Consider the following 25,383-nt stretch of genomic DNA (forward strand, 5'->3'; position numbering starts at 1 on the left):
TTGATCAACCAAACTCAAGCCGGCAGGCTTAGCCGTTTGCAACCTGCTTGTGCTGCACCGGATGGCTCTTCTTGAGCAGGTCCGAGACCAGGAACGCCAGTTCGATCGCCTGGTCGGCGTTGAGGCGCGGGTCGCAATGGGTGTGGTAGCGATCCTGCAATTCCTCGGCGGTGATGGCGCGAGCGCCACCAGTGCATTCGGTGACGTTCTTGCCGGTCATCTCGACATGGATGCCGCCCGGATGCGTGCCTTCGGCGCGATGCACCTCGAAGAAGGTCTGCACCTCCTTGAGAATGCGGTCGAACGGCCGCGTCTTGTAGCCGGCGGCCTCGATGGTGTTGCCATGCATCGGGTCCGACGACCACACCACGCTGCGGCCTTCCTTCTTCACCGCGCGCACCAGCTTCGGCAGATGGTCGGCGACCTTGTCGGAGCCGAAGCGCGCGATCAGCGTCAGCCGTCCCGGCTCATTTTCCGGGTTGAGCAGGTCGATGAGCTGCAGCAAACCGTCCGGCGTCAGCGACGGCCCGCATTTCAGGCCCAGCGGGTTCTTGATGCCGCGGCAATACTCGACATGCGCATGGTCGGGCTGGCGCGTGCGGTCGCCGATCCAGATCATGTGGCCGGAGGTTGCGTACCAGTCGCCGGAGGTGGAATCGACGCGGGTCAGCGCTTCCTCGTAGCCCAGCAGAAGCGCCTCGTGGCTGGTATAGAAATCGGTCTCGCGCAACGCGTAGTTGGTCTCCGAGGTGATGCCGACGGCCTTCATGAAGTCCATCGTCTCGGTGATGCGGTTGGCCAGCGACTCGTATTTTTCGCCCTGCGGGCTGTCGGAGACGAAGCCGAGCATCCAGCTGTGCACGTTCTCCAGGCTGGCATAGCCGCCCTGCGCGAAGGCGCGCAACAGGTTGAGCGTCGCCGCCGACTGGCGGTACGCCATCTCCTGCCGTGCGGGATCCGGAATACGCGACTTGGCGTCGAACTCGATGCCGTTAATGATGTCGCCGCGATAGCTCGGCAGCGTCACATCGCCCTTGGTCTCGTTGTCGGACGAGCGCGGCTTGGCGAACTGGCCAGCGACACGGCCGACCTTGACCACCGGCTGCGCGCCGGCAAAGGTCAGCACCACAGACATCTGCAGGAAGACGCGGAAGAAGTCGCGGATGTTGTCCGCGCCATGTTCGGCAAAGCTCTCGGCGCAATCGCCGCCCTGCAGAAGGAACGCATCACCGGCAGCGACAGAAGCAAGCTGCTTCTTCAGCTTGCGCGCTTCACCTGCAAAAACCAGCGGCGGAAAGGTGGCGAGCTGGGCTTCCGTGTTCTTGAGCGCGGTGAGATCCGGATAAGCAGGAACCTGCTTGATCGGCATCGATCTCCAGGAATTCGGCGACCATTTCGTCATCGTTGCACCCAACGCTCTTTCCCGCGAACACCCGCGTCCGCCATTTCAGCCCCTATATGGGGTGGCGGCTCCATACACGAAGCCGATTTCCTATTCTAGACCGGAATTTCAGCGCTGGCGAATGAGCCGGCTATGCCGCAGCCAGCCGCGCCAATTGCGTCATCACCACAGCAGAACCCGCCAGCCGCTTTTCGGCAGTCGCCCAGTCGCGGCTGAACACGACGCTGTGGTCGGGCCGGATCTTGGCCAGCGAGCCCTGCTCGCCGATGAACTTGACCAGTCCGACGGGATTGGAAAACTCGCGTTTGCGGAAATGGATGACGACACCTTTCGGCCCGGCATCGAGCTTTTCGACATTGGCCTTGCGGCAGAGCGCCTTGATGAAGACGATCTTGAGCAGATGCTTCACCTCCTCCGGCAGCGGTCCGAAGCGATCGATCAGCTCGGCACCGAAGGCATCGATCTCCTCGGTGTTTTCGAGATCGCCCAGGCGGCGATAGAGCGCCAGCCTGAGCTGCAGGTCCGGCACATAGCTTTCCGGGATCATCACCGCCGTGCCGACGGCGATCTGCGGCGACCAGCCGCCATCCTGCACTTCGCCGGAATCCTTCACTTCGGCGACCGCTTCTTCGAGCATCTGCTGGTAGAGCTCGAAGCCGACCTCCTTGATGTGGCCGGACTGTTCTTCGCCGAGAAGATTGCCGGCGCCCCTGATATCGAGATCGTGGCTGGCGAGCTGGAAGCCGGCGCCCAGCGTGTCGAGTGACTGCAGCACTTTCAGCCGGCGCTCGGCGGTGTCGGTCAGCTTGCGGTTGGCCGGCAGCGTGAAGAGTGCATAGGCGCGCACCTTCGAGCGGCCGACACGGCCGCGCAGCTGATAGAGCTGCGACAGGCCGAACATATCGGCGCGATGCACGATCAGCGTGTTGGCGGTCGGGATGTCGAGGCCGGATTCGACGATGGTCGTCGACAACAGCACATCGTACTGACCGTCATAGAAGGCGTTCATGATGTCGTCGAGTTCGCCGGGTGGCATCTGGCCGTTGGCCACCGCCACTTTCAATTCCGGAACGGATTCGCGCAGGAAATCATGGATTTCGGCGAGATCGCTGATACGCGGCACGACATAGAAGGAATGGCCGCCGCGATAACGCTCCCGAAGCAGCGTCTCGCGGATGACCAGCGGATCGAAGGGCGAGATGAAGGTACGCACCGCCATGCGGTCGACCGGCGGCGTCGCGATCAGCGACAGCTCGCGCACTCCGGTCAGCGCCAGCTGCAGCGTGCGCGGAATCGGCGTCGCCGACAGCGTCAGCACATGGACATCGGTCTTGAGATCCTTCAGCCGTTCCTTGTGCTTGACGCCAAAGTGCTGCTCCTCGTCGATGATCAGCAGGCCGAGATTCTTGAACGAGATCGCGGAACCGAGCAGCGCATGGGTGCCGATGACGATGTCGACCTGGCCTTCGGCGATGCCTTTCTTGGTCTCAGCCAGTTCCTTGGCGCCGACCAGCCGCGAGGCCTGCCCGACGCGGATCGGCAGGCCGGAAAAACGCTGCGAAAACGTCTTGAAGTGCTGGCGCGACAAAAGCGTCGTCGGCACCACCACCGCGACCTGAAAACCCTCCATGGCCGCGATGAAGGCCGCGCGCAGCGCCACTTCGGTCTTGCCGAAGCCGACATCGCCGCAGATCAGCCGGTCCATCGGCTTTCCGGCCGCCAGATCGTCCCTGACCGAGTCGATCGCCGTCTGCTGGTCGTCGGTTTCCTCATAAGGGAAGCGCGCGGCGAATTCGCCATAGAGGCCTTCCGCCGGCACCAGGCTCGGCGCGGCGCGCATCTGCCGCTCGGCGGCAATGCGAATCAACTGCCCGGCCATGTCGAGCAGGCGCTTCTTCAACCGCGCCTTGCGCGATTGCCAGGCACCGCCGCCAAGCTTGTCGAGCGAGGCGTCGGCCGAATCCGAACCGTAGCGCGACAGAAGCTCGATGTTTTCCACCGGCAGGAACAGCCGGTCGTCGCCGGCATAGTGGATTTCGAGGCAGTCATGCGGCGCGCCGACCGCTTCGATGGTGCGCAGGCCTATGAAGCGGCCAATGCCGTGGTCGGCGTGGACGACGATGTCGCCTGATGACAGCGATGAGGCCTCGGCGATGAAGTCGGACGCGCGCTTCTTGCGCTTGGAGCGCCGGATCAGCCGGTCGCCCAAAATGTCCTGCTCGGCGACGACGACCAGTTTTTCGGTTTCAAAACCGGATTCGAGCGGCAATACGGCAAGTGCCGCCTGTCCCGGCTCGAGCTTTTCCGCCTCGGCCAGCGTCGCGACCTGGCTGAGGTTGCCGAGATGATGTTCGGCGAGGATTTGGCCGAGCCGGTCGAGCGAGCCCTCGGTCCAGCCGGCGACGACGATGCGCCGGCGCGCTGCGCGCTCGTCGGCAATGTGTTTGACGACGACGTCGAAGACGTTGACACCGGGATCGGCACGCTCCTCGACGAAGCTGCGGCCATGGCGCGAGCCGGCATGGTAGACCTTTTTGGCACCGGCGTCGGGCGCGTCGAAAGGCGTGAAGTCGATCGCTTCGCGCGGCCCGAGCGACGCCACCAGGTTTTCCGGCGAAAGATAAAGCAAATCCGGCGGCACCGGCTTGTAGGGCACGGCATCCTTCAGCGCGCCGTCGGCCTGCTTCTTGCGCGCCTCATAGTGATCGAGGATCAGCGTGTGGCGTTCGGCCAGCGCCTCATGCGCCAGATGGTCGAAAATGACCGGCGTATCCGGCAGATAGTCGAACACGGTCTCCAGCCGCTCGTAGAAGAACGGCAGCCAGTGCTCCATGCCGGCAAAGCGGCGGCCTTCACTGACCGCCGCATAGAGCCCGTCATCGCGCTGTGGCGCGCCAAAGGCCTCGATATAGGAGCGGCGGAAGCGACTGATGGTCTCGGGCGTCAGCGCCACTTCGCTCATCGCCTGCAACGCCATCGATTTGCGCTGGCCGGTGGTGCGCTGGGTGGCGGCGTCGAAGACGCGGATCGATTCCAGAGTGTCACCGAAAAAATCGAGACGAAGCGCCTCGCTCCAGCCGGGCGCGAACAGGTCCAGAATGCCGCCGCGCACCGCGAACTCGCCAACGCCGCGCACAGTCGGTACCCGCTCGAAACCTGATGTTTCCAGCCGCGATACCAGCGCGTTCATATCGATCTGGTTGCCGGGCTTGGCATGGAAAGTCTGCGACTCGACAAGGTTTGCCGGCGGAATGCGCTGCAGCAGCGCGTTGGCGGTGGTCAGGATGACGGCGCGATGCGGCTTCTTGGCCAGCGCAATCATCGCCGTCAGCGCATCGAGCCGCTTGGCGGCGGCGTCGGAGCCGGGCGAGACACGGTCGTAAGGCAAACAGTCCCAGGCCGGCAGTTCCAGCACCGGCAGGCCGGGCGCGGCAAAGGCCAGCGCCTCGACGATCGACGGCAGCCGCTGGCCGTCGCGCGCCACGAACAGCACCGGCTTGTCGGGCGCGATCTCGAGTGCCGCCTGCACCAGCGCAAAGGCCTCGTAGCCGTCGGCAACGCCGTCGACGATGAACTGGCCGGCGCGGCCCTTCGGCAGGCCGATTGTAGGGATAAGGCTCATAAAATCACGTTTTTCAGAATGTCATTGAGCGGCGGGACGCGAGGATTTTTTGCAGGACCGAACAGTCGATCTCTTGGGGAACCGGGCGCTCGCCGGTGACCATGGGCAGGAATTCGGTGTCGGGAATGTCGAGGAGCCTCTCATATTGGTCGATTTCGTCGCCGGTCAAGGCGCCGATCTCGGCATCGGCGAAGCTGCCGAGGATGAGGTCCATCTCGCGCATGCCGCGATGCCAGGAGCGAAACAGCAGCTTACGGCGGCGGGCGTCGAGCCCCTCGCTTGATCGTGTCGTTCCGGTCATTGTGCCGCATCCCAAGTCGTGAACGGCGCATATAGCGTGGATAGAGGGCGGTGTCAGCCTTGCGCTGCGGCTGTCGCGACATAAGCTGACATCATGCGACCTTCCCTGCTCGATCCGCTGTTCGTCCCGATCACCTCGCTTGCCGGCGTCGGGCCGAAGGTCGGCGCGCTGATTGAGAAGATCGTGCCGGCCGATCTTGGCGACCGCACTGCCCGCGCAGGCGACCTTTTGTTCGTGCTGCCGCACACGGTGATCGACCGCCGCAACCGGCCGGGCATCGCACTTGCCGCTGAAGGCGCCATCGTCACGCTCGACGTGCGCATCGACCGCCACCAGCCGCCGCCGCGCGGCAACCGCTCGGTGCCCTACCGCGTCTATGCCCATGACGACACCGGCGAGATCGGGCTGACCTTCTTCCACGCCCATGCCGCCTATCTCGAAAAGGCGATGCCGGTGGGCGAGCATGTCGTCGTGTCCGGCCGCATGGAATGGTTCAACGGCCGCCCGACCATGGTCCATCCCGACCATATCGCGCTGGCTGGCGACGCCGAGAACCTGCCCCTGGTCGAACCGGTCTATCCACTCACCGCCGGCTTGTCAGGAAAAGTGCTGCGCCGTGCGATCGGCCAGGCGCTCGGAAGACTGCCGGAACTGCCGGAATGGCAAGACGATGCCTTTATGCGCAAGCAGACCTTCCCTGCCTTCGCCGATGCGCTTGCCCGCATTCACTATCCGGCGGATCCGATCGATGTCGCCATCGAGGGGGCGGCATGGCGCCGCCTAGCCTATGACGAATTGCTTGCCGGCCAGGTGTCGCTCGCTTTGGTGCGGGCAAAGGTGCGCCGCCTATCGGGCCGGCCGCTGGTCGGCGACGGCCGCATCGTCGAGAAATTGCGCGTTGCCCTGCCCTACAAGCTCACCGCTTCACAGGAATTCGCCCTCGCCGAAATCAACGCCGATCTCGCCGACCCCGAACGCATGCTACGCCTGCTGCAGGGCGATGTCGGCTCGGGCAAGACGGTGGTGGCGCTGCTCGCCATGGCGCGCGCCGTCGAAGCCGGAGGCCAGGCGGCGCTGATGGCGCCGACCGAAATCCTGGCGCGTCAGCATCTTGCGACCATCACGCCGCTGGCGGAACGAGCCGGCTTGCGCGTCGCCATCCTCACCGGCCGCGAAAAGGGCCGCGAGCGCACCAACACGCTTGCCGGTCTGGCGAGCGGAGAAATTGACATCGTCGTCGGCACCCACGCCCTGTTCCAGGAGACGGTGACCTACAACGACCTCGTCTTCGCCGTCGTGGACGAGCAGCACCGCTTTGGCGTCCACCAGCGGCTCGCCATCACCGCCAAGGGCGACGCGCCCGACATGCTGGTGATGACAGCAACGCCGATCCCGCGCACTCTGGTGCTGACAGCTTTCGGCGACATGGACGTCTCCAAGCTGACGGAGAAACCGGTTGGCCGCCGGCCGATCCGCACCGTCACGCTGCCGCTGGAGCGGCTGGACGAACTGGTCGGCCGCATGCTCGACGCCGTCGCCGACGGCCAGAAGATCTACTGGATTTGTCCGCTCGTCGAGGAATCCGAAGAGATCAAGCTGATGTCGGCCGAGGACCGTTTCGTCTCGCTGCAGCCCCTGTTCGGCGACCGCATCGGCCTTGTCCATGGCCGCATGAAGGGCGCCGAGAAGGACGAGGCGATGCGGGCCTTCAAGCAAGGCGAGATACGCATCCTGATCGCCACAACAGTGATCGAAGTCGGCGTCGATGTGCCGGATGCGACAATCATGGTCATCGAGCACGCCGAGCGTTTTGGCCTCGCCCAGTTGCACCAGCTGCGCGGCCGGGTCGGGCGCGGCGACAAGCCCTCCTCCTGTGTGTTGCTCTACAAGGACCCACTCGGCGAGACGGCAAAACGCCGCCTGTCGGTGATGCGCGACACGGAAGACGGCTTCCGCATCGCCGAGGAGGATCTGAAACTGCGCGGCGAAGGCGAGTTGCTCGGCACCCGCCAATCCGGCACGCCGGGCTTCCAGGTAGCGCGCCTGGAAGTGCATGCCGACCTGCTCGAAGCCGCCCGTGACGATGCGCGTCTGGTCCTGTCGCGCGATCCCGAATTGCAGTCCGAGCGCGGCGAAGCCCTGCGGCTGTTGCTTTACCTGTTCGGTCGCGACGAAGCCGTGCGGCTCCTGCGCGCCGGATGAGACAAGGCGCCGATCGGCGGGTTGGCGAGATCTCCATCGATTTGCTCGCCGTTCAGCGTCACCAATTTAGCGTTGACCTCAGGCGCCACCAGCCCTGCCGAAACGATCAGCTTGGCCCCATCCTCGATCGTCATGTCGAGCAGCACGATGTCGGATTTCGGCACATACATCAGGAAGCCGGTGGTCGGGTTGGGGGTACACGGCATGAACACGGCGATCAGCGGATCGCCTTCCTGATCGAGCTTCTGGTTGATTTCGGTCTCTTTCTCGCTGGCGACGAAAACCAGCGACCAGACACCCTTGCGCGGATATTCGACCAGTCCGACCTGGCGGAACATGTCGCCCTTGTTCGACAGCACGGTTTCAAAAATCTGTTTCAGCGATCCATAGATGCCGCGCACCAACGGCATGCGGCCGAGCAGGCGCTCACCGAAATTGACGATGGCGCGGCCGACGATGTTGGCGGTCAGGAAACCGATCATGGTGATCAGGAACAGCGCCACGATCAGCCCGAAGCCTGGAACCTGGAATGGCAGATAGGTGTCCGGGCTGTAGCGGGCCGGAATATACGGCTTTACCCAGGAATCGACCCAGCCGACGACGGACCAGGCGATATAGGCGGTGATCGCCAGCGGCGCGCAGACGACAAAGCCCGTCAGGAAATAATTCCTCAACCGGGTCATGCCGGAGGTTCGTGGAGCGTCGGACATGGGTCACCGGGGGCGCGGGTTGCACCGCAACACTAGTGAACCGGAAAGCGCTTTGGAACTGCGAAGTTTTTAAAGAACGCCTATTCCACCGTCACCGATTTCGCCAGATTGCGCGGCTGGTCGACGTCCGTGCCCATGAACACGGCGGCGAAATAGGCCAGCATCTGGATCGGCAGCGCATAAATGATCGGCGAGATGATTTCCGGCACGTCGGGCAGGATGATCGTCTCCATCGTCTTCACGCTGGCCTGGGCAGCACCCTTGCTGTCGGTGATCAGGATGATCTTGCCGCCGCGCGCCGCCACTTCCTGCATGTTCGACACGGTTTTCTCGAAAATACGGTCATGCGGGGCGATGACGATGACCGGCATGTTCTCGTCGATCAGCGCGATCGGCCCATGCTTCAACTCGCCGGCGGCATAGCCCTCGGCATGGATATAGGAGATTTCCTTGAGCTTCAGCGCGCCTTCCATGGCAAGCGGAAAATTGGTGTCGCGGCCGAGATAAAGCACATCGGAGTAGCGCGACAGTTCACGCGCGATCCGCTCGATCTGCGCTTCGAGTTTCAGCACCTGGTTGGCATAGCGCGGCGCTTCTGAGAGCTCCCGCACCAGGGTTTTCTCCTGCTCCTTGGAGATCGTGCCGCGGGCCACGCCGGCCCGCACGGCAAGCGACGCCAGCACGGAGAGCTGGCAGGTGAAGGCCTTGGTCGAAGCAACGCCGATCTCGGGGCCGGCGAGCGTCGGCAGCACCACGTCGGATTCGCGAGCCATGGTCGATTCACGTACATTGACGATCGCGCCGATCTTCATGCCTGCCTTGCGGCAATAGCGAAGCGAGGCCAGCGTGTCGGCGGTTTCGCCCGATTGCGAGATGAAGAAGGCGGCGTCATTCGCCGACAGCGGCATCTCGCGGTAGCGGAATTCCGAGGCGACATCGATGTCGACCGGTAGCCGCGCATAGCGCTCGAACCAGTATTTGCTGATCAACCCGGCGAGATAGGCGGTGCCGCAGGCCGAAATCGCCAGCCGGCCGATTTTGGCAAAGTCGAACGGCAGGTCGAGCGGCTTCGAGACCCCACCAACGAAATCCACGTAGTGCGCCAGCGTGTGGGAGATCACCTCAGGCTGTTCATGGATTTCCTTTTCCATGAAATGGCGCCGGTTGCCCTTGTCGACCATGAAGCTGGTCGAGAGCGACTGCTGGCGCTTGCGTTCGACCTTCTTGCCATCCATGTCGAAGATGCTGACCCCGTCGCGGCGCACCACCGCCCAGTCGCCGTCTTCCAGATAGGTGATCGAATTGGTGAACGGGGCGAGCGCGATGGCGTCGGAACCCAGGAACATTTCGCCGTCGCCATGGCCGACAGCCAACGGCGGACCGTTGCGGGCGCCGATGATCAGGTCCTCATCGCCCTTGAACATGATGGCCAGGGCAAAGGCGCCCTCCAGTCGCTTCAGCGCCTGGTGCGCGGCCTCGACCGGCTTCAGCCCCCTGGCCAGTTCGCGCGCCACCAGATGCGCCACCACCTCGGTGTCGGTCTGCGACGCGAAAGAATAGCCGTCGCGGATCAACTCCTCGCGCAGTGCGGCGAAGTTCTCGATGATGCCGTTGTGAACGATGGCGACGCCGTCGGAAAAATGCGGGTGCGCGTTGGTCTCGTTGGGCACGCCATGCGTTGCCCAGCGCGTGTGGCCGATGCCGATCGTGCCGTCGAGCGGTTCGTCCTTCAGCCGGCGTTCGAGGTTGACCAGCTTGCCCTCGGCGCGGCGGCGGCCAAGCTGGCCATGCTCGATGGTGGCGACGCCGGCGGAGTCATAGCCGCGATATTCGAGCCGCTTCAGCGCATCGACGATGAGCGGCGCCACCTGCGAATGGCCGACAATCCCAACGATACCGCACATGGCTGCTTGCCCCCGATTCCCTGCAGAAAACCCAGCGCTATTTAGGGATGGCCGGCCTGCCGCGAAAGTCACATTGCGTTTCGTCCCGTATCAGCCGGGACGCTTCTGCACCGATGCACCATGCCAGACCGCTCTTGCAATCCGGTTACTGCAATCATTCAGTTCTTTCAGGCGATCGACCTGAAAATATTCACTTTTTCTTCGCCGCCGCGACCGAAGCGAAACGCTCGCGTATTTCCTTGCCCTTGCCGGGAATGGTCTTCTGGCGGGCGCGGCCAAAGGCCAGCGCGTCATCAGGCACGCTTTCGGTGATGACGCTGCCCGAGGCRATGTAGCTGCCGCTGCCGATCGTGAGCGGCGCCACCAGCGAGGAATTCGAGCCGATGAAAGCTCCTTCGCCGATATCGGTGAAGAATTTCGAGTAGCCATCATAGTTGCAGGTGATGGTGCCTGCGCCAATGTTGGCGCCCGGACCGACGCGGGCATCGCCGACATAGGTGAGGTGATTGACCTTGGCGCCCTCCTCGATGGTCGCTTTCTTGACCTCGCAGAAATTGCCGACCTTGGCTTTGTTCCTGAGATCGGCGCCCGGCCGCAGCCGTGCGAATGGCCCGACTTCGCAATTCGAGGCGATGGTGGCGCCTTCGAAATGGCTGAAGGCATGGATCCTGGACGCTGTGCCGATCGTTACGCCCAGCCCGAACCAGACGTTGGGCTCGACGATTGTATCGGCGCCGATCTCGGTGTCGTGCGAGAAGTAAACTGTCTCAGGCGCGATCAGCGTAACGCCAGAGAGCATCGCTGCGCGCCGCCGGCGCGTCTGCCAGATGCCTTCGGCTTCGGCAAGTTCGGCCCGGTTGTTGATGCCGAGCGCATTTTCGAAACTGGCCTCGGTGGCAACGACATCGAGGCCTTGCCCGCTGGCAATCTCGACAATGTCGGTGAGATAGTATTCGCCCTTGGCATTGGTGTTGCCGACTGCATCGAGCAGCTTCAGCGCCTGGCTACCGGCAATCGCCATCAGCCCGCCATTGCAGAAGTTTATTGTCCGCTCCTCCTCGGAGCAGTCCTTTTCTTCGCGGATGGCGACCAACTTGCCGCCCTTTTCGATCAGCCGGCCATAGCCCGTAGGATTGGGCGTACGAAAGCCGATCACCACGACGGCCGCACCTTCCGCCAGCTTTAGCCGCGCCACGGTCAGCGCATCGGGGTCGATCAGCGGCGTGTCGCCGAACATCACCAACACATCGTCGTAACCCCTTGATATCGCAGCGCGCGCCGCCAGCACAGCATGTGCAGTGCCGAGGCGTTTTTCCTGAACGAAAGTCTCGGCCTTCGGTGCGAACTTCTGCGCCGCCTTGCGCATCTCGTCGGCGCCATGGCCGATCACCAGCGCCTGGTCGCCGGCGCCTGCGGCTTCGGCCGCCTTGACGACATGAGCGACCATCGGCAGCCCGGCGATCTGATGCAACACCTTCGGCAGCGCACTCTTCATGCGCGTGCCTTCGCCGGCGGCGAGGATGACGGACAGGCAGGATCTCTGGCTCATGGAATGGCAACCGTATGAAAAAGGATCAGGAATCGGAACTATCTAGCATTGGCGTCATGCTGAACCAATGCGGTTAAATTCCGGTGAGATGACAGAGCTGCTGACTCTCAATGAGACGGTCTAGCCTACCCCAGCTGCCCTAGCACCGGAAAATTCTCCAGCAGCCAGTAGGACGCGGCCTGCACGCCGCCGGTGAGGAAAAACACCCCGGCGATCACCAGCAGCGCGCCGATGGCCTTTTCGACGCGGCCGAGGTGGACGCGGAATTTTCCGAGGAAGCGCATGAAGGCGCCGGAAAACAGCGCCGCGATCAGGAATGGAATGCCGAGCCCAAGCGAATAGGCGGCGAGCAGAGCCGCGCCCTCGCCCACCGTCTCGCGGCCGCCGGCCAGCGTCAGGATCGGCCCCAGCACCGGGCCGATGCACGGCGTCCAGCCGAAGGCGAAGGCCAGTCCCATGACATAGGCGGCGATCAGGCTGGCCGGCTTGCCCTGTGACTGGAAGCGCGCCTCGCGCGACAACAGCGGAATGCGCAATATGCCGAGGAAATTCAGCCCCATCAGGATGATGAGAACGCCGGCGGCCATCGCGAGCGGCTCCTGCCAGACGCGCAGCAAATGGCCAATGGTCGAGGCGCCGGCGCCGAGCGCCACGAACACTGTGGAGAAACCGAGCACGAAGGCGAGCGAGGAATAAAGCAGCGCACCGCGCGCACCTTCCCGTGCCGTCACGCCGGCCTCGCCGCGGAAATCGTCAACCGAGACGCCGGCCATGTAGCAGAGATAGGGCGGCACCAGCGGCAGCACGCAAGGCGACAGGAACGAGATCGCCCCTGCCCCGATCGCGCTGACATAGCCGATGTCCAATGCCATTTCCGTCTCCTGGTCCTTGCGCTGCCATATAGCCGCGACCGCACCCGTCCGCCAATCACCATCGCGTGGCAAGTCCTCGCCATACGCAAGCGGATTGCCTGGGAAGAAAGCGCAGCCGGGCAGCGTTTATCGAACGAGGCCGCGATTTTCCGCGCGCTTCTCGATCACCCAGGGAGATTCCGATGAAAACGATAACAGCAGGCTTGGCCGCGCTTTTGCTCAGCACCGCCGCATCTTTCGCCGCCGAGGCATGGAAGGAAGCCGAGGTCGGGGGCGTCAAGATCTACACCGATGCCAACGGTATGACGCTCTATACCTATGACAAGGACGAGAAGGGCAAGACCAACTGCTACGACAAATGCGCCACCAACTGGCCGCCGCTGAAGGCCGAGGCCGGCGCCAAGGCGGATGACGAATGGAGCATCGTCGACCGCACCGACGGCACCAAGATGTGGGCCTATGACGGTAAGCCGGTCTACACCTTCATCAAGGACAAGAAGGCCGGCGATACGACCGGCGACGGTGTCGGCGAGGTCTGGCATATCGTCAAGGCCAACTGATTTTCGAACTGGATTCCCGCTCCATCGGCGGGAAACGGGCTGGCTGCCGGATATCCCCCTCCAAGCACTCCGGCGGTCAGCCTTTTGCCTATCTCGACGCTCGATCGTGTGTGGCACCCGGCCTGATCTAAACGGACGGTCAGGCGACAGAGTCCCGAGTCGTTTTCCGAGACGCGAGACACAAAGTGCCCTTGCCCAAAATTCTGTGATTTTCTCCATACACTCTAAGAGTGTATTGCTGCGGACATGCCGGCAATTTGGCCGCTTCCCCTTGACCGGATGCAAAAGCGCGGCCATGTGAGCGACAAATAGAACGAGATTTCGTCGCGCGCAGCGGAATCCTTCTGCCGCACCACAGCTGATATGAGACCTCATGGACGTCGTCGTCGTCGAATCGCCGGCCAAGGCAAAGACAATCAACAAGTACCTCGGCAAGAACTATAAGGTTCTGGCCTCGTTCGGGCACGTCCGCGATCTGCCGGCCAAGGATGGCTCGGTGCGTCCGGACGAGGATTTCGCCATGTCCTGGGCGGTCGACACGGCCTCGGGCAAGCGCCTTGCCGACATCGCCAAGGCGGTCAAGGACGCCGATGGCCTGATCCTCGCCACCGATCCGGATCGTGAGGGCGAAGCGATTTCCTGGCATGTGCTGGAAGTGCTGAAGCAGAAGCGCGCGCTGAAGGACAAGCCGGTCAGCCGTGTCGTCTTCAACGCCATCACCAAGTCGTCGGTGCTGGAAGCGATGGCCAATCCGCGCCAGATCGACGGTCCGCTGGTCGACGCCTATCTCGCCCGCCGCGCGCTCGACTATCTCGTCGGTTTCACGCTGTCGCCGGTGCTGTGGCGCAAGCTGCCGGGCGCCCGCTCCGCCGGCCGCGTCCAGTCCGTGGCGCTGCGCCTCGTCTGCGATCGCGAATCCGAGATCGAGCGCTTCATCCGCGAGGAATACTGGCAGATCGCTGCCATTCTCGGCACACCGCGCAAGGAGAATTTCGAAGCGCGGCTGACCGCCTTCGACCGCAAGAAGCTGCAAAAACTCGACATTGCCAACAAGGCGCAGGCCGACGACATCAAGGCGATGCTCGACGGCGCCACCTTCAAGGCGCGCTCGGTCGAAGCCAAGCCAACCAGACGCAATCCAGGCCCGCCCTTCACCACCTCGACGCTGCAGCAGGCGGCGTCATCGGGCCTCGGCTTTTCGGCCAGCCGCACCATGCAAGTGGCGCAGCGGCTCTATGAAGGCATGGAAATCGGCGGCGAGACCACCGGCCTGATAACCTATATGCGAACCGACGGCGTGCAGATGGCACCCGAGGCAATCGCGGCTGCGCGCGACGCGATCGTCAAGGAATTCGGCCCAAAATACCTGCCGGAAAACCCGCGTCAGTACACGACCAAAGCCAAGAACGCCCAGGAAGCGCACGAGGCGATCCGCCCGACCGATTTCATGCGCACGCCCGCTTCGGTCAGGCAATATCTCGATTCCGACCAGATGCGGCTCTATGAGCTGATCTGGAAGCGCGCCATCTCCAGCCAGATGCAGCCGGCCGAGATCGAGCGCACCACGGTCGAGATCGAAGCGGTCAACGGAGCCCGCACCGCCGAGCTCCGCGCCATCGGTTCGGTCGTCCGCTTCGACGGCTTCATTGCCGCCTACACCGACCAGAAGGACGACGACGCGGAAGACGAGGAAAACCGCCGTCTGCCCGAGATCCGCGCCGGCGAGCAGCTTGCCCGCGAAGCGATCAACGCCACCCAGCACTCCACCGAACCGCCGCCGCGCTATTCGGAAGCGTCGCTGATCAAGAAGCTGGAAGAACTCGGCATCGGCCGTCCGTCGACCTACACCGCGATCCTGAAGACGCTCGAGGACCGCGACTACGTCACCCTCGACAAGCGCCGGCTGGTGCCGCAGGCCAAGGGTCGGCTGCTCTCGGCCTTCCTCGAAAGCTTCTTCCGGCGCTATGTCGAGTATGACTTCACCGCGTCTCTCGAAGAAAAGCTCGACGAGATTTCCGACGGCAAGCTCGCCTGGAAGGACGTGCTGCGCGATTTCTGGAAGGATTTTTCGGGCGCCGTCGCCGACATCAAGGAACTGCGCGTCACCGACGTGCTCGATGCGCTGAACGAAGAACTGGCGCCGCTGGTGTTTCCCGCGCGGGAGGACGGCTCCAATCCCCGTATCTGCCCGAAATGTGGCACCGGCAATCTGTCGCTGAAGCTCGGCAAGTTCGGCGCCTTTGTCGGCTGCTCGAACTACCCCGAATGCTCGTTCACCCGCCAGCTCGGCGACGCCGCCAACCCCAATGGCGAGAATGGCGGCGGCGAAGACGGCACCAAGGTGATCGGCAAGGATCCGTACACCACCGAGGAAATCACGCTGCGCAGCGGCCGCTTCGGCCCCTATCTGCAACGTGGCGACGGCAAGGAAGCCAAGCGCTCCAGCCTGCCCAAGGGCTGGACGGTCGAGTCCATCGACCACGAAAAGGCGCTCGCTCTGCTGTCGCTGCCACGCGATGTCGGCAAGCATCCGGAGAGCGGCAAGATGATCTCCGCTGGGCTCGGTCGCTACGGGCCTTTCGTGCTGCATGACGGCACCTACGCCAACCTCGAAGGCATCGACGAGGTGTTTTCGATCGGCCTCAACCGCGCCGTGTCGGTGATTGCCGAGAAGCAATTGAAGGGCAAGGGCGGCCGCAATGGCGGCACCGCCGCTGCGCTGAAAGAGCTTGGCGACCATCCGGATGGCGGCGGCAAGATCGTCGTGCGCGACGGCAAATACGGGCCCTACGTGAACTTCGGCAAGGTCAATGCGACGCTGCCCAAGGGCAAGGACCCGCAGTCCGTGACGATCGAGGACGCGCTGGCGCTGATCGCCGAGAAGGAAGCCAAGGGCGGCGGCGGCAAGAAGCCATTCCGCAAGGCGGCGGCGGCCAAGGCCCCGGCAGCCAAGAAGACAGCAACCAAGAAGGCGGCGGCGAAAAAACCGGCGGCCAAGAAAAAGGGATAACGGCGTGGCGCGCAGGATCACCGGTAGAACCCACGGCGATCCGCGCACCGCTGATACCCGCGCCAAGGTCAAGGACGACTATCGCCCGTCGCGCGACGAAATCCTGCGCTATATCGCCGAAAATCCCGACCGTTCCGGAAAGCGCGAGATCGCCAAGGCGTTCGCGCTGCGCGGCGACGACCGCATCTGGCTGAAGGACATTTTGCGCGACCTGCAGGACGAGGGCCTGCTGACCAAGGAGCGCAAGCAACTCGCCCGCGTCGGCGCCCTGCCCCATGTCGCCGTGCTCGACATTTTTGGCCGCGACGGCGACGGCATCTTGCTGGCGCATCCGGCCGAGGCCGTCGGCCCTGGCGAACCGCCCGTCGTCTCGATCCGTGTGTCGCGCAGCGGCAACGGGCCGGCGCCCGGCATCGGCGACCGCGTGCTGGCCAAGACCTTTCCGACCAATGAGGCGACCGGCCCCGCCTATACCGGCCGGGTGATGAAGATCTTCGAGAAGCGCACCGATGCCGTTCTCGGCATCTTTCGCATCTTGCAGGACGGCACCTTTCGCATCGAGCCGGTGGAGCGCCGCCAGCCCGAGCTGATCGTCGACAAGGAATTCCAGAACGGCGCCAAAAACGGCGATCTGGTCGAGGTCGAGCCCGCGAGGGCCTCGCGCTATGGCCTGCCACGCGCAAAAGTGCTGGCGGTGCTGGGGTCGCTGACCAGCGAAAAGGCGGTCTCGATGATCGCCATCCACGCCCATGACATTCCGCACATTTTTCCGGCCGACGTCATCGCCGAATCCGAGGCCGTGAAGCCTGCGACGCTTGATCACCGCGAGGATTGGCGCGACCTGCCGCTGATCACTATCGACCCCGCCGACGCCAAGGACCATGACGACGCGGTGTTCGCCACGCCGGATCTTGATGAGAAGAACCCTGGCGGCGTCATCGCCACCGTCGCCATCGCCGATGTCGCCGCCTATGTCCGCTATGGCACCGCCCTCGACCGCGAGGCGCTGAAGCGCGGCAATTCGGTCTACTTTCCGGACCGCGTCGTGCCGATGCTGCCCGAGCGCATTTCCAACGATCTCTGTTCGCTGCGCGAAGGCCAGGATCGCCCGGCTCTGGCGGTGCGCATGACTTTTGCCGCCGATGGCCGCAAGCTCAGGCATTCCTTCCACCGCGTCATGATGAAGTCGGCGGCAAAACTGGCCTACCCGCAGGCGCAGGCGGCGATAGACGGTGTGCCCGACGACAGGACCGGCCCGATCCTCGACAGCGTGCTGAAGCCGCTGTGGGACGCCTACGGCATCCTCAAGCGCGGCCGCGACGGACGCCAACCGCTGGAACTCGACCTGCCCGAGCGCAAGATCGTGCTCAAGGAAGACGGCACCGTCGATCGCGTCATCGTCCCGGAACGGCTCGACGCCCACAAGCTGATCGAAGAGTTCATGATCCAGGCCAATGTCGCTGCCGCCGAAACGCTGGAGGCGAAGAAGCAGGCACTGGTTTTCCGCGTCCATGATGCGCCGTCGCTGGCCAAGCAGGAATCGCTGCGCGAGTTTCTGCAGACGCTCGGCCTGTCCTTGGCGCGCGGCGCGCAGATGCGACCAAGCCAGTTCAACGGCATTCTGGAGCGCGTGCGTGGCGCCGACAATGAGGGGCTGGTCAACGAAGTGGTGCTGCGTTCGCAGAGCCAGGCCGAATATTCGCCAAAGAACATCGGCCATTTCGGCCTCAACCTGAAACGCTACGCGCATTTCACCTCGCCGATCCGCCGTTATGCCGACCTGATCGTGCACCGCGGGCTGATTGCCGCCCTTGGCCTTGGTCCGGGCGGGCTGACACAGGATGAGGAAGCGCGGCTCGAAGACGTCTCGGTGCTGATCTCCGGCACCGAGCGCCGTGCCATGGCCGCCGAGCGCGACACGGTCGACCGGCTGATCGCAGCCTATCTTGCCGAGCGCATCGACGATCGGTTCGACGCGCGCATTTCGGGCGTCACCAAATCGGGACTATTTGTCCAATTGCCACAATTTGGCGCAGATGGTTTCATCCCGGTGTCAACTCTCGGCGGCGATTACTATATATACGACGAGACGGCCCGATCGCTCTACGGAGAGCGCACCGGCAAGGGTTATCAACTTGCCGACCGCGTCGAAGTCCGCCTCATCGAAGTGGCGCCAATGGCCGGTGCGATGCGTTTCGAGATGCTGACCGACCCGAAGCCGCTGCCCGGCTCCAAGCGGTCGTTTCACAAGGCCAAAGGCCGCGCCCGTGCGTCGCAATCGCGTCCAGGCTCGCGCGGCAGGAGACGATGATGCAAAACGAACTGGGTCTCGAACAGCCGATCTTCGGTGGCGAACATCACTCGGGCCGGGCCGCCCGCCCGCTGTGGACGGCGATGAAGCGCGGCGCGCTCGGCCGCTGCCCGCATTGCGGCGAAGGAAAACTGTTCCGAGCCTTCACCAAGACCGTCGAAAAATGCGATGTCTGCGGCGAGGACCTTCATCACCACCGCGCCGACGACCTGCCCGCCTATCTCGTCATCGTCATCGTCGGCCACATCGTGCTGGGCGCCTTCATGGGTATCGAGGCGACCTCCACCCTGTCGCTCTGGCAGCACATCGTCATCTGGGTGCCGCTGACCATCCTTCTGGCGCTGGCGCTGCTGCAGCCAGTCAAGGGCGCCGTCATCGGCCTGCAATGGGCGTTCTATATGCACGGCTTCGGTGGTGAAGAAGACAGGATCGAGTCTCATCCCGAGGCTTGAAATCAAGACTGGCGCAATCGGCCACGGCCGAACGCCACTTTCGCATTCGAGAAGATTCCGCTAAAGCGCGTCGCGTGTGAAGGGATTCATGCGACGCGCTTTTGATTTGTGTTTTCATGCATGTCGTTGTCCCAAACCGCTACGCACTTTTGGGCGGCATGCATCAGGTCGAGCGTATGGACGGGATGACCAAGGCAGAAGTCGACAGGGTTGAGCGGCGCGAAATACCGCGTGACGCCAGGCCTATGCGCCCGCGTGACGCCGCGACGCTGATCCTGCTCGACCGCCAGGGCGATGAGTTTCTGGTGCTGATGGGCCGTCGCCACGCCGGCCACGCCTTCATGCCGGGGAAATTCGTCTTTCCCGGCGGCCGCACCGATCCCGCCGACAGCCGTATCCCCGTCGCCACCGCCTTGCATCCGCAGGAAGAAGCGAATTTGACCGCCGGCGTCGGCCGCACCAGCCTGGCGCGTGCCCGCGCCATTGCGCTCTCAGCAATCCGCGAAACCTACGAGGAAGCCGGCCTGCTCATCGGTCAGAAAGGCGCCTTTGCGACGGACAAGCGCGATTGGCAGGGTTTCGTCGAGCACGGCGTAACGCCTTCGCTGGCAGCGCTGCGCTTCATTGCCCGCGCCATCACCCCGCCCAACCGGGTGCGCCGTTTCGACACGCGCTTCCTCAGCGCGTGGCGCAGCGATGTGGTGGTCGAATTGCCGGGCGGCGGCCCGACCAACGAACTGGAAGAACTGGTCTGGTTGCCGCTGGCCAAGGCCAGGGAGGCCGACATACCCGACATCACCCGCATGATCCTGGACGAGTTGCAGACCCGGCTCGCCCGCGATCCGCTGCTGCATCCCGGTGGTTCGGTGCCCTTCTACCGGCTGGTCCGCAACCGCTTCACCCGCGAAATTCTGTAAAGCATCGAGTAATCAGGCATCTCATGACGGTCGATACCCAACCACAGGGCGACGAACGCGTACACTGGCTGCCGATGATCGCGGCGATCTCGTCGATCAGCGTCGTCGGCATCGCCATCGGCCTCGGCATGCCGCTGCTCAGCGTCATCTTGGAAACGCGCGGCCATTCGGCATCGATGATCGGCCTCAACACCGCGGTCGCCGGCCTGGCCTCGATCGCCGGCGCCCCACTTGCCACCCCGCTCGCCATGCGCTTCGGCGTCGCATGGACCATGATTGCCATGATTGTCGCGGGGGCGCTCGCCTTCGTCGGTTTCCATTTCGCGCCGGATTTCTGGATGTGGTTTCCATTGCGCATCGTGCTGCACATCGCGCTGACGGTGCTGTTCATCCTGTCGGAGTTCTGGATCAGCACCTCGGCGCCGCCGCACCGGCGTGGCCTGGTTCTCGGCATCTACGCCACCGTCCTGTCGCTCGGCTTTGCCGCGGGACCGTGGCTGTTCGCCCATCTCGGCAGTTCCGGCTTCGCGCCCTTCGGCGTCATCATCGGATTGGTGACGCTGGCCGCCATACCGGTGCTGGCCGCGCGGAACGAAAGCCCCACCATTGTGGCCGACGGCGAGACCAGCAATTTCCTGCGCTACATCTGGCTGGTGCCGACGGCGACCGCTGCCGTGCTGGTATTCGGCGCCGTCGAAACCGGCGGTTTTGCGCTGTTCCCGGTCTACGGCAACCGCATCGGCTACTCCGAGGCCGACGCCGCCCTGCTGCTGACCATGATCGGCCTCGGCAACGTGCTGTTGCAGATCCCGATCGGCATGATCAGCGACCGCGTCTCAGACCGCCGCTATCTGCTTCTGGCCTGCGCCATCGTCGGACTGGCAGGCACCATCTTCATGCCGTTCTTCGCCCAGAACTGGCATCTGATGGCGGCACTGCTGTTCGTCTGGGGCGGTGTGGTCGCGGCCATGTACACGATCGGCCTCGCTCATCTCGGCTCCCAGCTCTCCGGCCATGAACTGGCATCCGCCAACGCTGCCTTCGTGCTCTGCTATGGCGTCGGCATGGTGCTCGGGCCGCAGGCGATCGGCATTGGCATGGACGCTTTTGGACCGTCCGGTTTCGGTTGGGCGCTGGGCCTGTTCTTCGGCGCCTATATCGCGCTGGTCGGCGTCAGGCTGTTGCGAAAGATCCTGTAGCGCACTGCATGGCCGCCAGCCCTGCGTTCATAGCCGCTCGCTGTGGCTGCTGACAGAACCGTGTCAGGAGCCTCCGGGTAAAAGAGTGTCCTCGAAAACACCTTGAGTTGAGGATATCTCCATGATCGACAGCGGCTTTGAAACCACATCCCTTCGAATGACGCTTCTGCTGCTTGTGACCTTCCAGGCGCCGGCCGCGGATGTCGACCGCATCATGGACGCCGTGGTCGCGATAGCGCCGCTGGTCATGGGCAAATATGACCGCAATGCCTATCAGTCGGCGCACGGCATCGAACGCTACAGGCCCCTGGAAGGCACTGCCGCGGGGCCGGAGACCGAACTGCGGCGTCGCCCGGGCACGGTGGAGGTTTCGTTCGAATTGCCCGATGACCAGGCACTGGCCTCCCGGGTGGTCGAGGCAATCTTCCAGGCGCACTCCTATCAGGAACCGGTGATCCGCATTCAGCCAATCCTCGCCAGCCGGTCCAAGGGGCTGGATGACCAGGCCAATCCGAATCGCTGGTGGAACACGACGGGTGACTGGAAGAAGGCCGCCTCGCCGCTCAAGGAGGACGCCTGACAAAGGGGAACGGTGGGCTCCAGACCGGCTCGGGAATTCGTGACCAAGCCGCGCGGGCTTGACTTTCAGGGCGCTTTCTTTATGTGTCGCGCCAAGTTTCCCGCGTCCGGGTGTTTCCCCGTGCTCCAGCGGCCAAAACTCCACCAACACAACGGACGAACATCATGGCCAAAGCCGCAAATATCAAGATCAAGCTTCTGTCGACCGCCGACACCGGTTTCTTCTACGTGACCAGCAAGAACAGCCGCACCAAGACCGACAAGCTGTCGTTCCGCAAATACGACCCGGTCGCCAAGAAGCACGTCGAGTTCAAGGAAACCAAGATCAAGTAATCTGGTTTCTCTCCGCGATACAAAAACGCCGCCCATTGGGCGGCGTTTTTGTTTCAAGGCGCGCTGAAAAGCACGAAACTTCCGAAGTTTGGCGCGGAATCCTGATGTAATCCTTTTGAGAGAAGGGGGCCGGTCGGCGGTTGGCAGCGGTACGAGGAGGCCACTATGTGCCAGCGCCGGCCGGCCGACCCCACGGACCCAGGAGATGCGGCGGACCTGAGCATCATGGGGTATTTTTCGGATCGATCCGGCAATCTGTCCTCGCGCCGGCTCCGTCTATGGGCTGCACATTTGCGCAACAGCTTATGGAAATCAACAGTTTCTTAACCAAGGCTCCCGAATCGCTTGGATTAAGGTAAATTCGTAACCCTGTCGGGTTGACAGGATAATCGGGCGCCGGCCCCTGGGCATGATTAGAAAAGATCATGCTCGAACACCGAGATAGAACTCCATCCCGCGTCCATCGGGATGGAACAGGCCCTAAGCCGCCTTGGCAACGACGCGATTGCGGCCGCCGCTCTTGGCTTCATAGAGCGCAAGATCGGCGCGCTTCATCAGTCCCGCGACCGTATCCGCCCCCTTGAGCACCGACGATACACCGACGCTGACGGTGACTTCGACCGTCTTGCCCTCATGACCGAGGGCAAAGGGCAGCTGGGCGATTTCGGCGCGAATACGCTCGGCAACCCTTTCGGCGACCGCGCCATCCGTGTCCGGCATCACCACCACGAATTCCTCGCCACCGAAGCGGCAGGCAAGGTCGATGCCGCGCACATTCTTACGCAGCCGCCGCGCGAATTCGCGCAGCACCGCATCGCCACCGTCATGACCATACGCGTCATTGATCGTCTTGAAGCGGTCGAGATCGGTGATCATCACCGAAAGGGGCCGTCGTCGCGCCACGGCGCGATCGAACAGCGTCTGCAGATGGCTGTCGAGGTAGCGGCGGTTGTGCAGCCCGGTCAGTCCATCGGTCACCGCCATCTCGATGGTCTGGGTGACGCTGGCGCGGAGCTGGTCGTTATAGCGCTTGCGGCGCACCTGCGTGCGCAGCCGCGCCAGCAACTCCTGCTGGTCGATCGGCCGCATCAGGTAGTCGTTGATGCCGAGTTCGAGGCCGCGGATGATCCGCCCCTCCTCACCTTCCTCGGCAAGGAGGATGATCGGCAGGAAGCGGGTACGATCGAGCGAACGCAGTTGCGAGCATAGCCGCAGCGGATCGAATTCGGCAAAGGCCGTCGAGATCATGACGCATTCATAGGGCGCTTCGGCAGCCTGGAAGAAGCCGGCATGCGGATCGGTGGCAATGTCGAGATCGGCACTGTCGCGCAGCATCTTCTGGATGCGCTCGACTGAGGATTTGCGCTCGTCGATCAGCAGAACTTTTGGCGTCGCGTCTTCGGACGTGAAGGTGCGGCTCAAAAGCTCCTCGATGCCGATGTTGCGTGTGGTCGAGGCACGCAGGCGCAATTCGTCGGTCAGCGACTTCAGCCTGACCAGGCTTTTCACGCGCGTCATCAGCTGCAGGTCATTGACCGGCTTGGTCAGGAAATCGTCGGCGCCAGCCTCGAGACCGCGCACCCGATCCGCAACCTGGTCGAGCGCCGTGATCATGACAACCGGGATATGCGATGTCGCCGGATCGCTCTTCAGCCGCCTGCAGACCTCGAACCCATCCATGTCAGGCATCATCACATCGAGCAGCACGACATCGACCTTGCCGTTTTCGCAGGTCTCGATCGCGTCCGGCCCATTGGAGGCGGTCAGCACCTCGAAATATTCGGCCAGCAGCCGGACCTCGAGCAGCTTCACATTGGCAGGGATGTCGTCGACGACGAGGATCCGCGCAGTCATGTCATGAGGCTCCGGCTAGGCTGGCGATGCGCATCAGGCATCGCCCAGATAGGATTTGATGGTTTCGATGAAACGCGGCACCGAGATCGGCTTGGAAATATACGCCTCGCAGCCACCCTGGCGAATGCGCTCCTCATCGCCCTTCATGGCAAACGCGGTGACGGCAATGACCGGGATGGAGTGGAGGTCATCGTCCTCCTTGAGCCATTTGGTCACCTCCAGGCCTGACACCTCAGGCAGCTGGATATCCATCAAGATGAGATCCGGCCGGTGCTGGCGCGCCAGATCGAGCGCTTCCAGACCGTTGCGCGTGCGCACCGTCTCATAGCCGCTTGCTTCGATGAGGTCCCGAAAGAGCTTCATGTTGAGCTCGTTGTCCTCGACGATCATGACCTTCTTAGGCATCGATTTCCCGTCCCGGCGAGCCTTCTGCCCGAAGGCTGCCGTCATGCGCCCTTGTTGGAGCACACCAAACCCACGTTCACTCTAAGGCAATATGATTGACGAAACGGAAACCCGCAGTTGCAAAAGCTATTCGGATTCCATCTCGAAAACCGCATTGGACCGGGGCGGTGGCTTGCCGCAGGCGACGCTTGCGATTACTGCGGAAAAGAGACTCATTTCCGCACCCAGAAGGTAGTGATGGCAAACGCAGCGTCAATGCGCGAGGAAGCCGAAACCATTGCCGTGAAGGCGCTGGGCTTCGTCGCCGCCGATCCGGAACTTCTGCCGCGCTTTCTGGCGATCACCGGCATCGAAGCCCATTCCATCCGGCGGGCCGCCAGCGAGCCGGGATTCCTCGCCGGTGTGCTGCAGTTCATCCTCGCCCACGAACCGACCTTGTTGCGCTTCGCCGAAGAAACCGGCACGCCGCCGGCCTCGGTCGGCAAGGCCTTGCGAGCGTTGCCGCTGGGCGGCGACGACCATGAGCATTCGATATGAGCGATGATCCCGAAACCGCAAGGCAGATCGAGGAACTTGCCGCCGACGACCGGCCGCTGCTGGTGCTCGACGTCGACGATGTCGTGCTCGAATTCATCCGGCCGTTCCCGCGTTTTCTCCAGTCGCGCGGCTTTGAACTGACGCTGGCCTCGTTTCGTCTCACCGGCAATATCGCCGAAACGGCGAGCGGCCGTCTGATCGACCAGGCGGAGGTGACCGATCTCCTGGGTGATTTCTTTGACGCGCAGGCCGACTGGCAGAGTGTCACCGACGGCGCCGCGCACGCGCTTTCGAGCCTCGGTGATTGCGCCGAGATCATCCTGCTGACAGCCATGCCGCACAGGCATCGCGCGGTGCGCCGCGCCCATCTCGACGCTCTCGGGCTGAACCACCCGCTTTTGACGACCGAAATGGCCAAAGGCCCGGCGGTGGCCAAATTGCGCGGCACCAAGGGCCGGCCGGTGGCCTTCGTTGACGACCAGCCGCACAATCTGGTGTCGGTGCGCAGCGCCGTTGCCGACGCGCACCTCTTCCACCTGATGGCCGACAATTCGCTGCGCGCCTTCCTGCCGCCAGTGCCTGACGACATCGTGGTTGTTGAGGATTGGCACGCGGCTATGCCGAAGATCGCGACGGCGCTCGGGCTCTAAAGCCAGCCGCGTCG

The 25,383-nt window shown here is 63.4% G+C and carries 20 protein-coding genes; 11 read left to right on the plus strand and 9 right to left on the minus strand.

Annotated elements, in window-relative coordinates; translation table 11 throughout:
- Window positions 1–28: 28 nt before the first annotated feature.
- From AC1DXN_RS27240 to AC1DXN_RS27250, 3 genes are all read right to left on the minus strand, one after another.
- Window positions 29–1,402 carry a class II 3-deoxy-7-phosphoheptulonate synthase gene (locus AC1DXN_RS27240; protein ID WP_477247291.1) on the minus strand — a complete coding sequence of 458 codons (1,374 nt, stop codon included), beginning with the start codon at window positions 1,400–1,402 and terminating at the stop codon, window positions 29–31.
- A gap of 130 nt (window positions 1,403–1,532) precedes the next feature.
- Window positions 1,533–5,024, minus strand: coding sequence for a transcription-repair coupling factor (mfd, locus tag AC1DXN_RS27245; RefSeq protein ID WP_477277313.1), 3,492 nt, complete (start codon window positions 5,022–5,024; stop codon window positions 1,533–1,535).
- Window positions 5,025–5,037: 13 nt separating this feature from the next.
- On the minus strand, window positions 5,038–5,325 hold the full coding sequence (locus AC1DXN_RS27250) for an FAD assembly factor SdhE (protein WP_477247293.1): 288 nt from the start codon (window positions 5,323–5,325) through the stop codon (window positions 5,038–5,040).
- A gap of 93 nt (window positions 5,326–5,418) precedes the next feature.
- On the opposite strand from AC1DXN_RS27250, the gene recG reads away from it, so the two are divergent.
- A complete protein-coding gene (gene recG / locus AC1DXN_RS27255; protein WP_477277310.1) occupies window positions 5,419–7,527 on the plus strand; it encodes an ATP-dependent DNA helicase RecG in 2,109 nt (702 codons plus the stop codon).
- On the opposite strand, the gene AC1DXN_RS27260 is transcribed toward recG, so the two are convergent.
- The 4 genes from AC1DXN_RS27260 to AC1DXN_RS27275 form a co-directional block, all read right to left on the minus strand.
- A complete protein-coding gene (locus AC1DXN_RS27260) occupies window positions 7,479–8,237 on the minus strand; it encodes a DUF502 domain-containing protein (protein WP_477277308.1) in 759 nt (252 codons plus the stop codon). The genes recG and AC1DXN_RS27260 overlap by 49 nt on opposite strands.
- Window positions 8,238–8,317: 80 nt before the next feature.
- Entirely contained in the window at window positions 8,318–10,141 is a 1,824-nt protein-coding gene (gene glmS, locus AC1DXN_RS27265; RefSeq protein ID WP_477277306.1) for a glutamine--fructose-6-phosphate transaminase (isomerizing), read from the minus strand.
- A 190-nt stretch (window positions 10,142–10,331) separates the two neighbouring features.
- Entirely contained in the window at window positions 10,332–11,690 is a 1,359-nt protein-coding gene (gene glmU / locus AC1DXN_RS27270) for a bifunctional UDP-N-acetylglucosamine diphosphorylase/glucosamine-1-phosphate N-acetyltransferase GlmU (protein WP_477277303.1), read from the minus strand.
- A gap of 125 nt (window positions 11,691–11,815) precedes the next feature.
- Window positions 11,816–12,562 (minus strand): cytochrome c biogenesis CcdA family protein, encoded by a 747-nt coding sequence (locus tag AC1DXN_RS27275; protein WP_477277301.1) that lies wholly within the window; start codon window positions 12,560–12,562, stop codon window positions 11,816–11,818.
- A gap of 182 nt (window positions 12,563–12,744) precedes the next feature.
- On the opposite strand from AC1DXN_RS27275, the gene AC1DXN_RS27280 reads away from it, so the two are divergent.
- The 8 genes from AC1DXN_RS27280 (at window position 12,745) to rpmG (ending at window position 21,923) form a co-directional block, all read left to right on the plus strand.
- Window positions 12,745–13,122, plus strand: coding sequence for a COG4315 family predicted lipoprotein (locus AC1DXN_RS27280; RefSeq protein WP_477277299.1), 378 nt, complete (start codon window positions 12,745–12,747; stop codon window positions 13,120–13,122).
- A gap of 373 nt (window positions 13,123–13,495) precedes the next feature.
- A complete protein-coding gene (gene topA, locus AC1DXN_RS27285) occupies window positions 13,496–16,132 on the plus strand; it encodes a type I DNA topoisomerase (RefSeq protein WP_477277297.1) in 2,637 nt (878 codons plus the stop codon).
- Between the two features lie 4 nt (window positions 16,133–16,136).
- Window positions 16,137–18,443, plus strand: a complete 2,307-nt coding sequence (gene rnr / locus AC1DXN_RS27290) for a ribonuclease R (RefSeq protein ID WP_477277295.1) — start codon at window positions 16,137–16,139, stop codon at window positions 18,441–18,443.
- Window positions 18,443–18,895: a DUF983 domain-containing protein gene (locus AC1DXN_RS27295; RefSeq protein ID WP_477247313.1), complete on the plus strand. Its 453-nt coding sequence runs from the start codon at window positions 18,443–18,445 to the stop codon at window positions 18,893–18,895. Before rnr ends, AC1DXN_RS27295 begins: the two co-directional genes overlap by 1 nt.
- Window positions 18,896–19,071: 176 nt before the next feature.
- Window positions 19,072–19,812 carry an NUDIX hydrolase gene (locus tag AC1DXN_RS27300; RefSeq protein WP_477247693.1) on the plus strand — a complete coding sequence of 247 codons (741 nt, stop codon included), beginning with the start codon at window positions 19,072–19,074 and terminating at the stop codon, window positions 19,810–19,812.
- A 23-nt stretch (window positions 19,813–19,835) separates the two neighbouring features.
- Window positions 19,836–21,011 (plus strand): MFS transporter, encoded by a 1,176-nt coding sequence (locus AC1DXN_RS27305; protein ID WP_477247315.1) that lies wholly within the window; start codon window positions 19,836–19,838, stop codon window positions 21,009–21,011.
- 121 nt (window positions 21,012–21,132) lie between these two features.
- Window positions 21,133–21,591 carry a YqfO family protein gene (locus AC1DXN_RS27310; RefSeq protein WP_477247317.1) on the plus strand — a complete coding sequence of 153 codons (459 nt, stop codon included), beginning with the start codon at window positions 21,133–21,135 and terminating at the stop codon, window positions 21,589–21,591.
- Window positions 21,592–21,755: 164 nt separating this feature from the next.
- Window positions 21,756–21,923, plus strand: coding sequence for a 50S ribosomal protein L33 (gene rpmG, locus AC1DXN_RS27315; RefSeq protein WP_006201775.1), 168 nt, complete (start codon window positions 21,756–21,758; stop codon window positions 21,921–21,923).
- Between the two features lie 480 nt (window positions 21,924–22,403).
- On the opposite strand, the gene AC1DXN_RS27320 is transcribed toward rpmG, so the two are convergent.
- Window positions 22,404–23,777: a PleD family two-component system response regulator gene (locus AC1DXN_RS27320; protein WP_477277293.1), complete on the minus strand. Its 1,374-nt coding sequence runs from the start codon at window positions 23,775–23,777 to the stop codon at window positions 22,404–22,406.
- Window positions 23,778–23,810: 33 nt separating this feature from the next.
- Window positions 23,811–24,182 carry a response regulator gene (locus tag AC1DXN_RS27325; RefSeq protein ID WP_023667574.1) on the minus strand — a complete coding sequence of 124 codons (372 nt, stop codon included), beginning with the start codon at window positions 24,180–24,182 and terminating at the stop codon, window positions 23,811–23,813.
- Window positions 24,183–24,419: 237 nt separating this feature from the next.
- On the opposite strand from AC1DXN_RS27325, the gene AC1DXN_RS27330 reads away from it, so the two are divergent.
- Window positions 24,420–24,719, plus strand: a complete 300-nt coding sequence (locus tag AC1DXN_RS27330) for a DUF3572 domain-containing protein (protein ID WP_112564834.1) — start codon at window positions 24,420–24,422, stop codon at window positions 24,717–24,719.
- Complete coding sequence (locus tag AC1DXN_RS27335; RefSeq protein WP_477277291.1) at window positions 24,716–25,369, plus strand: hypothetical protein; 654 nt, start codon at window positions 24,716–24,718, stop codon at window positions 25,367–25,369. Before AC1DXN_RS27330 ends, AC1DXN_RS27335 begins: the two co-directional genes overlap by 4 nt.
- Window positions 25,370–25,383: the final 14 nt, after the last annotated feature.

The organism is Mesorhizobium sp. P2_H9 (genome assembly GCF_056403215.1).

What these genes read in the sequence shown, in the direction of transcription:
- recG (WP_477277310.1), top strand. Translation starts at nt 5,419, where the DNA reads ATGCGACCTTCCCTGCTCGATCCGCTGTTCGTCCCGATCACCTCGCTT.
- AC1DXN_RS27275 (WP_477277301.1), bottom strand. Translation starts at nt 12,562, where the DNA reads ATGGCATTGGACATCGGCTATGTCAGCGCGATCGGGGCAGGGGCGATC.
- mfd (WP_477277313.1), bottom strand. Translation starts at nt 5,024, where the DNA reads ATGAGCCTTATCCCTACAATCGGCCTGCCGAAGGGCCGCGCCGGCCAG.
- AC1DXN_RS27335 (WP_477277291.1), top strand. Translation starts at nt 24,716, where the DNA reads ATGAGCGATGATCCCGAAACCGCAAGGCAGATCGAGGAACTTGCCGCC.
- AC1DXN_RS27300 (WP_477247693.1), top strand. Translation starts at nt 19,072, where the DNA reads ATGGACGGGATGACCAAGGCAGAAGTCGACAGGGTTGAGCGGCGCGAA.
- AC1DXN_RS27310 (WP_477247317.1), top strand. Translation starts at nt 21,133, where the DNA reads ATGATCGACAGCGGCTTTGAAACCACATCCCTTCGAATGACGCTTCTG.
- topA (WP_477277297.1), top strand. Translation starts at nt 13,496, where the DNA reads ATGGACGTCGTCGTCGTCGAATCGCCGGCCAAGGCAAAGACAATCAAC.
- AC1DXN_RS27320 (WP_477277293.1), bottom strand. Translation starts at nt 23,777, where the DNA reads ATGACTGCGCGGATCCTCGTCGTCGACGACATCCCTGCCAATGTGAAG.
- AC1DXN_RS27295 (WP_477247313.1), top strand. Translation starts at nt 18,443, where the DNA reads ATGCAAAACGAACTGGGTCTCGAACAGCCGATCTTCGGTGGCGAACAT.
- AC1DXN_RS27240 (WP_477247291.1), bottom strand. Translation starts at nt 1,402, where the DNA reads ATGACGAAATGGTCGCCGAATTCCTGGAGATCGATGCCGATCAAGCAG.
- AC1DXN_RS27330 (WP_112564834.1), top strand. Translation starts at nt 24,420, where the DNA reads ATGGCAAACGCAGCGTCAATGCGCGAGGAAGCCGAAACCATTGCCGTG.
- rpmG (WP_006201775.1), top strand. Translation starts at nt 21,756, where the DNA reads ATGGCCAAAGCCGCAAATATCAAGATCAAGCTTCTGTCGACCGCCGAC.
- AC1DXN_RS27305 (WP_477247315.1), top strand. Translation starts at nt 19,836, where the DNA reads ATGACGGTCGATACCCAACCACAGGGCGACGAACGCGTACACTGGCTG.
- AC1DXN_RS27325 (WP_023667574.1), bottom strand. Translation starts at nt 24,182, where the DNA reads ATGCCTAAGAAGGTCATGATCGTCGAGGACAACGAGCTCAACATGAAG.
- glmS (WP_477277306.1), bottom strand. Translation starts at nt 10,141, where the DNA reads ATGTGCGGTATCGTTGGGATTGTCGGCCATTCGCAGGTGGCGCCGCTC.
- AC1DXN_RS27260 (WP_477277308.1), bottom strand. Translation starts at nt 8,237, where the DNA reads ATGTCCGACGCTCCACGAACCTCCGGCATGACCCGGTTGAGGAATTAT.
- AC1DXN_RS27280 (WP_477277299.1), top strand. Translation starts at nt 12,745, where the DNA reads ATGAAAACGATAACAGCAGGCTTGGCCGCGCTTTTGCTCAGCACCGCC.
- AC1DXN_RS27250 (WP_477247293.1), bottom strand. Translation starts at nt 5,325, where the DNA reads ATGACCGGAACGACACGATCAAGCGAGGGGCTCGACGCCCGCCGCCGT.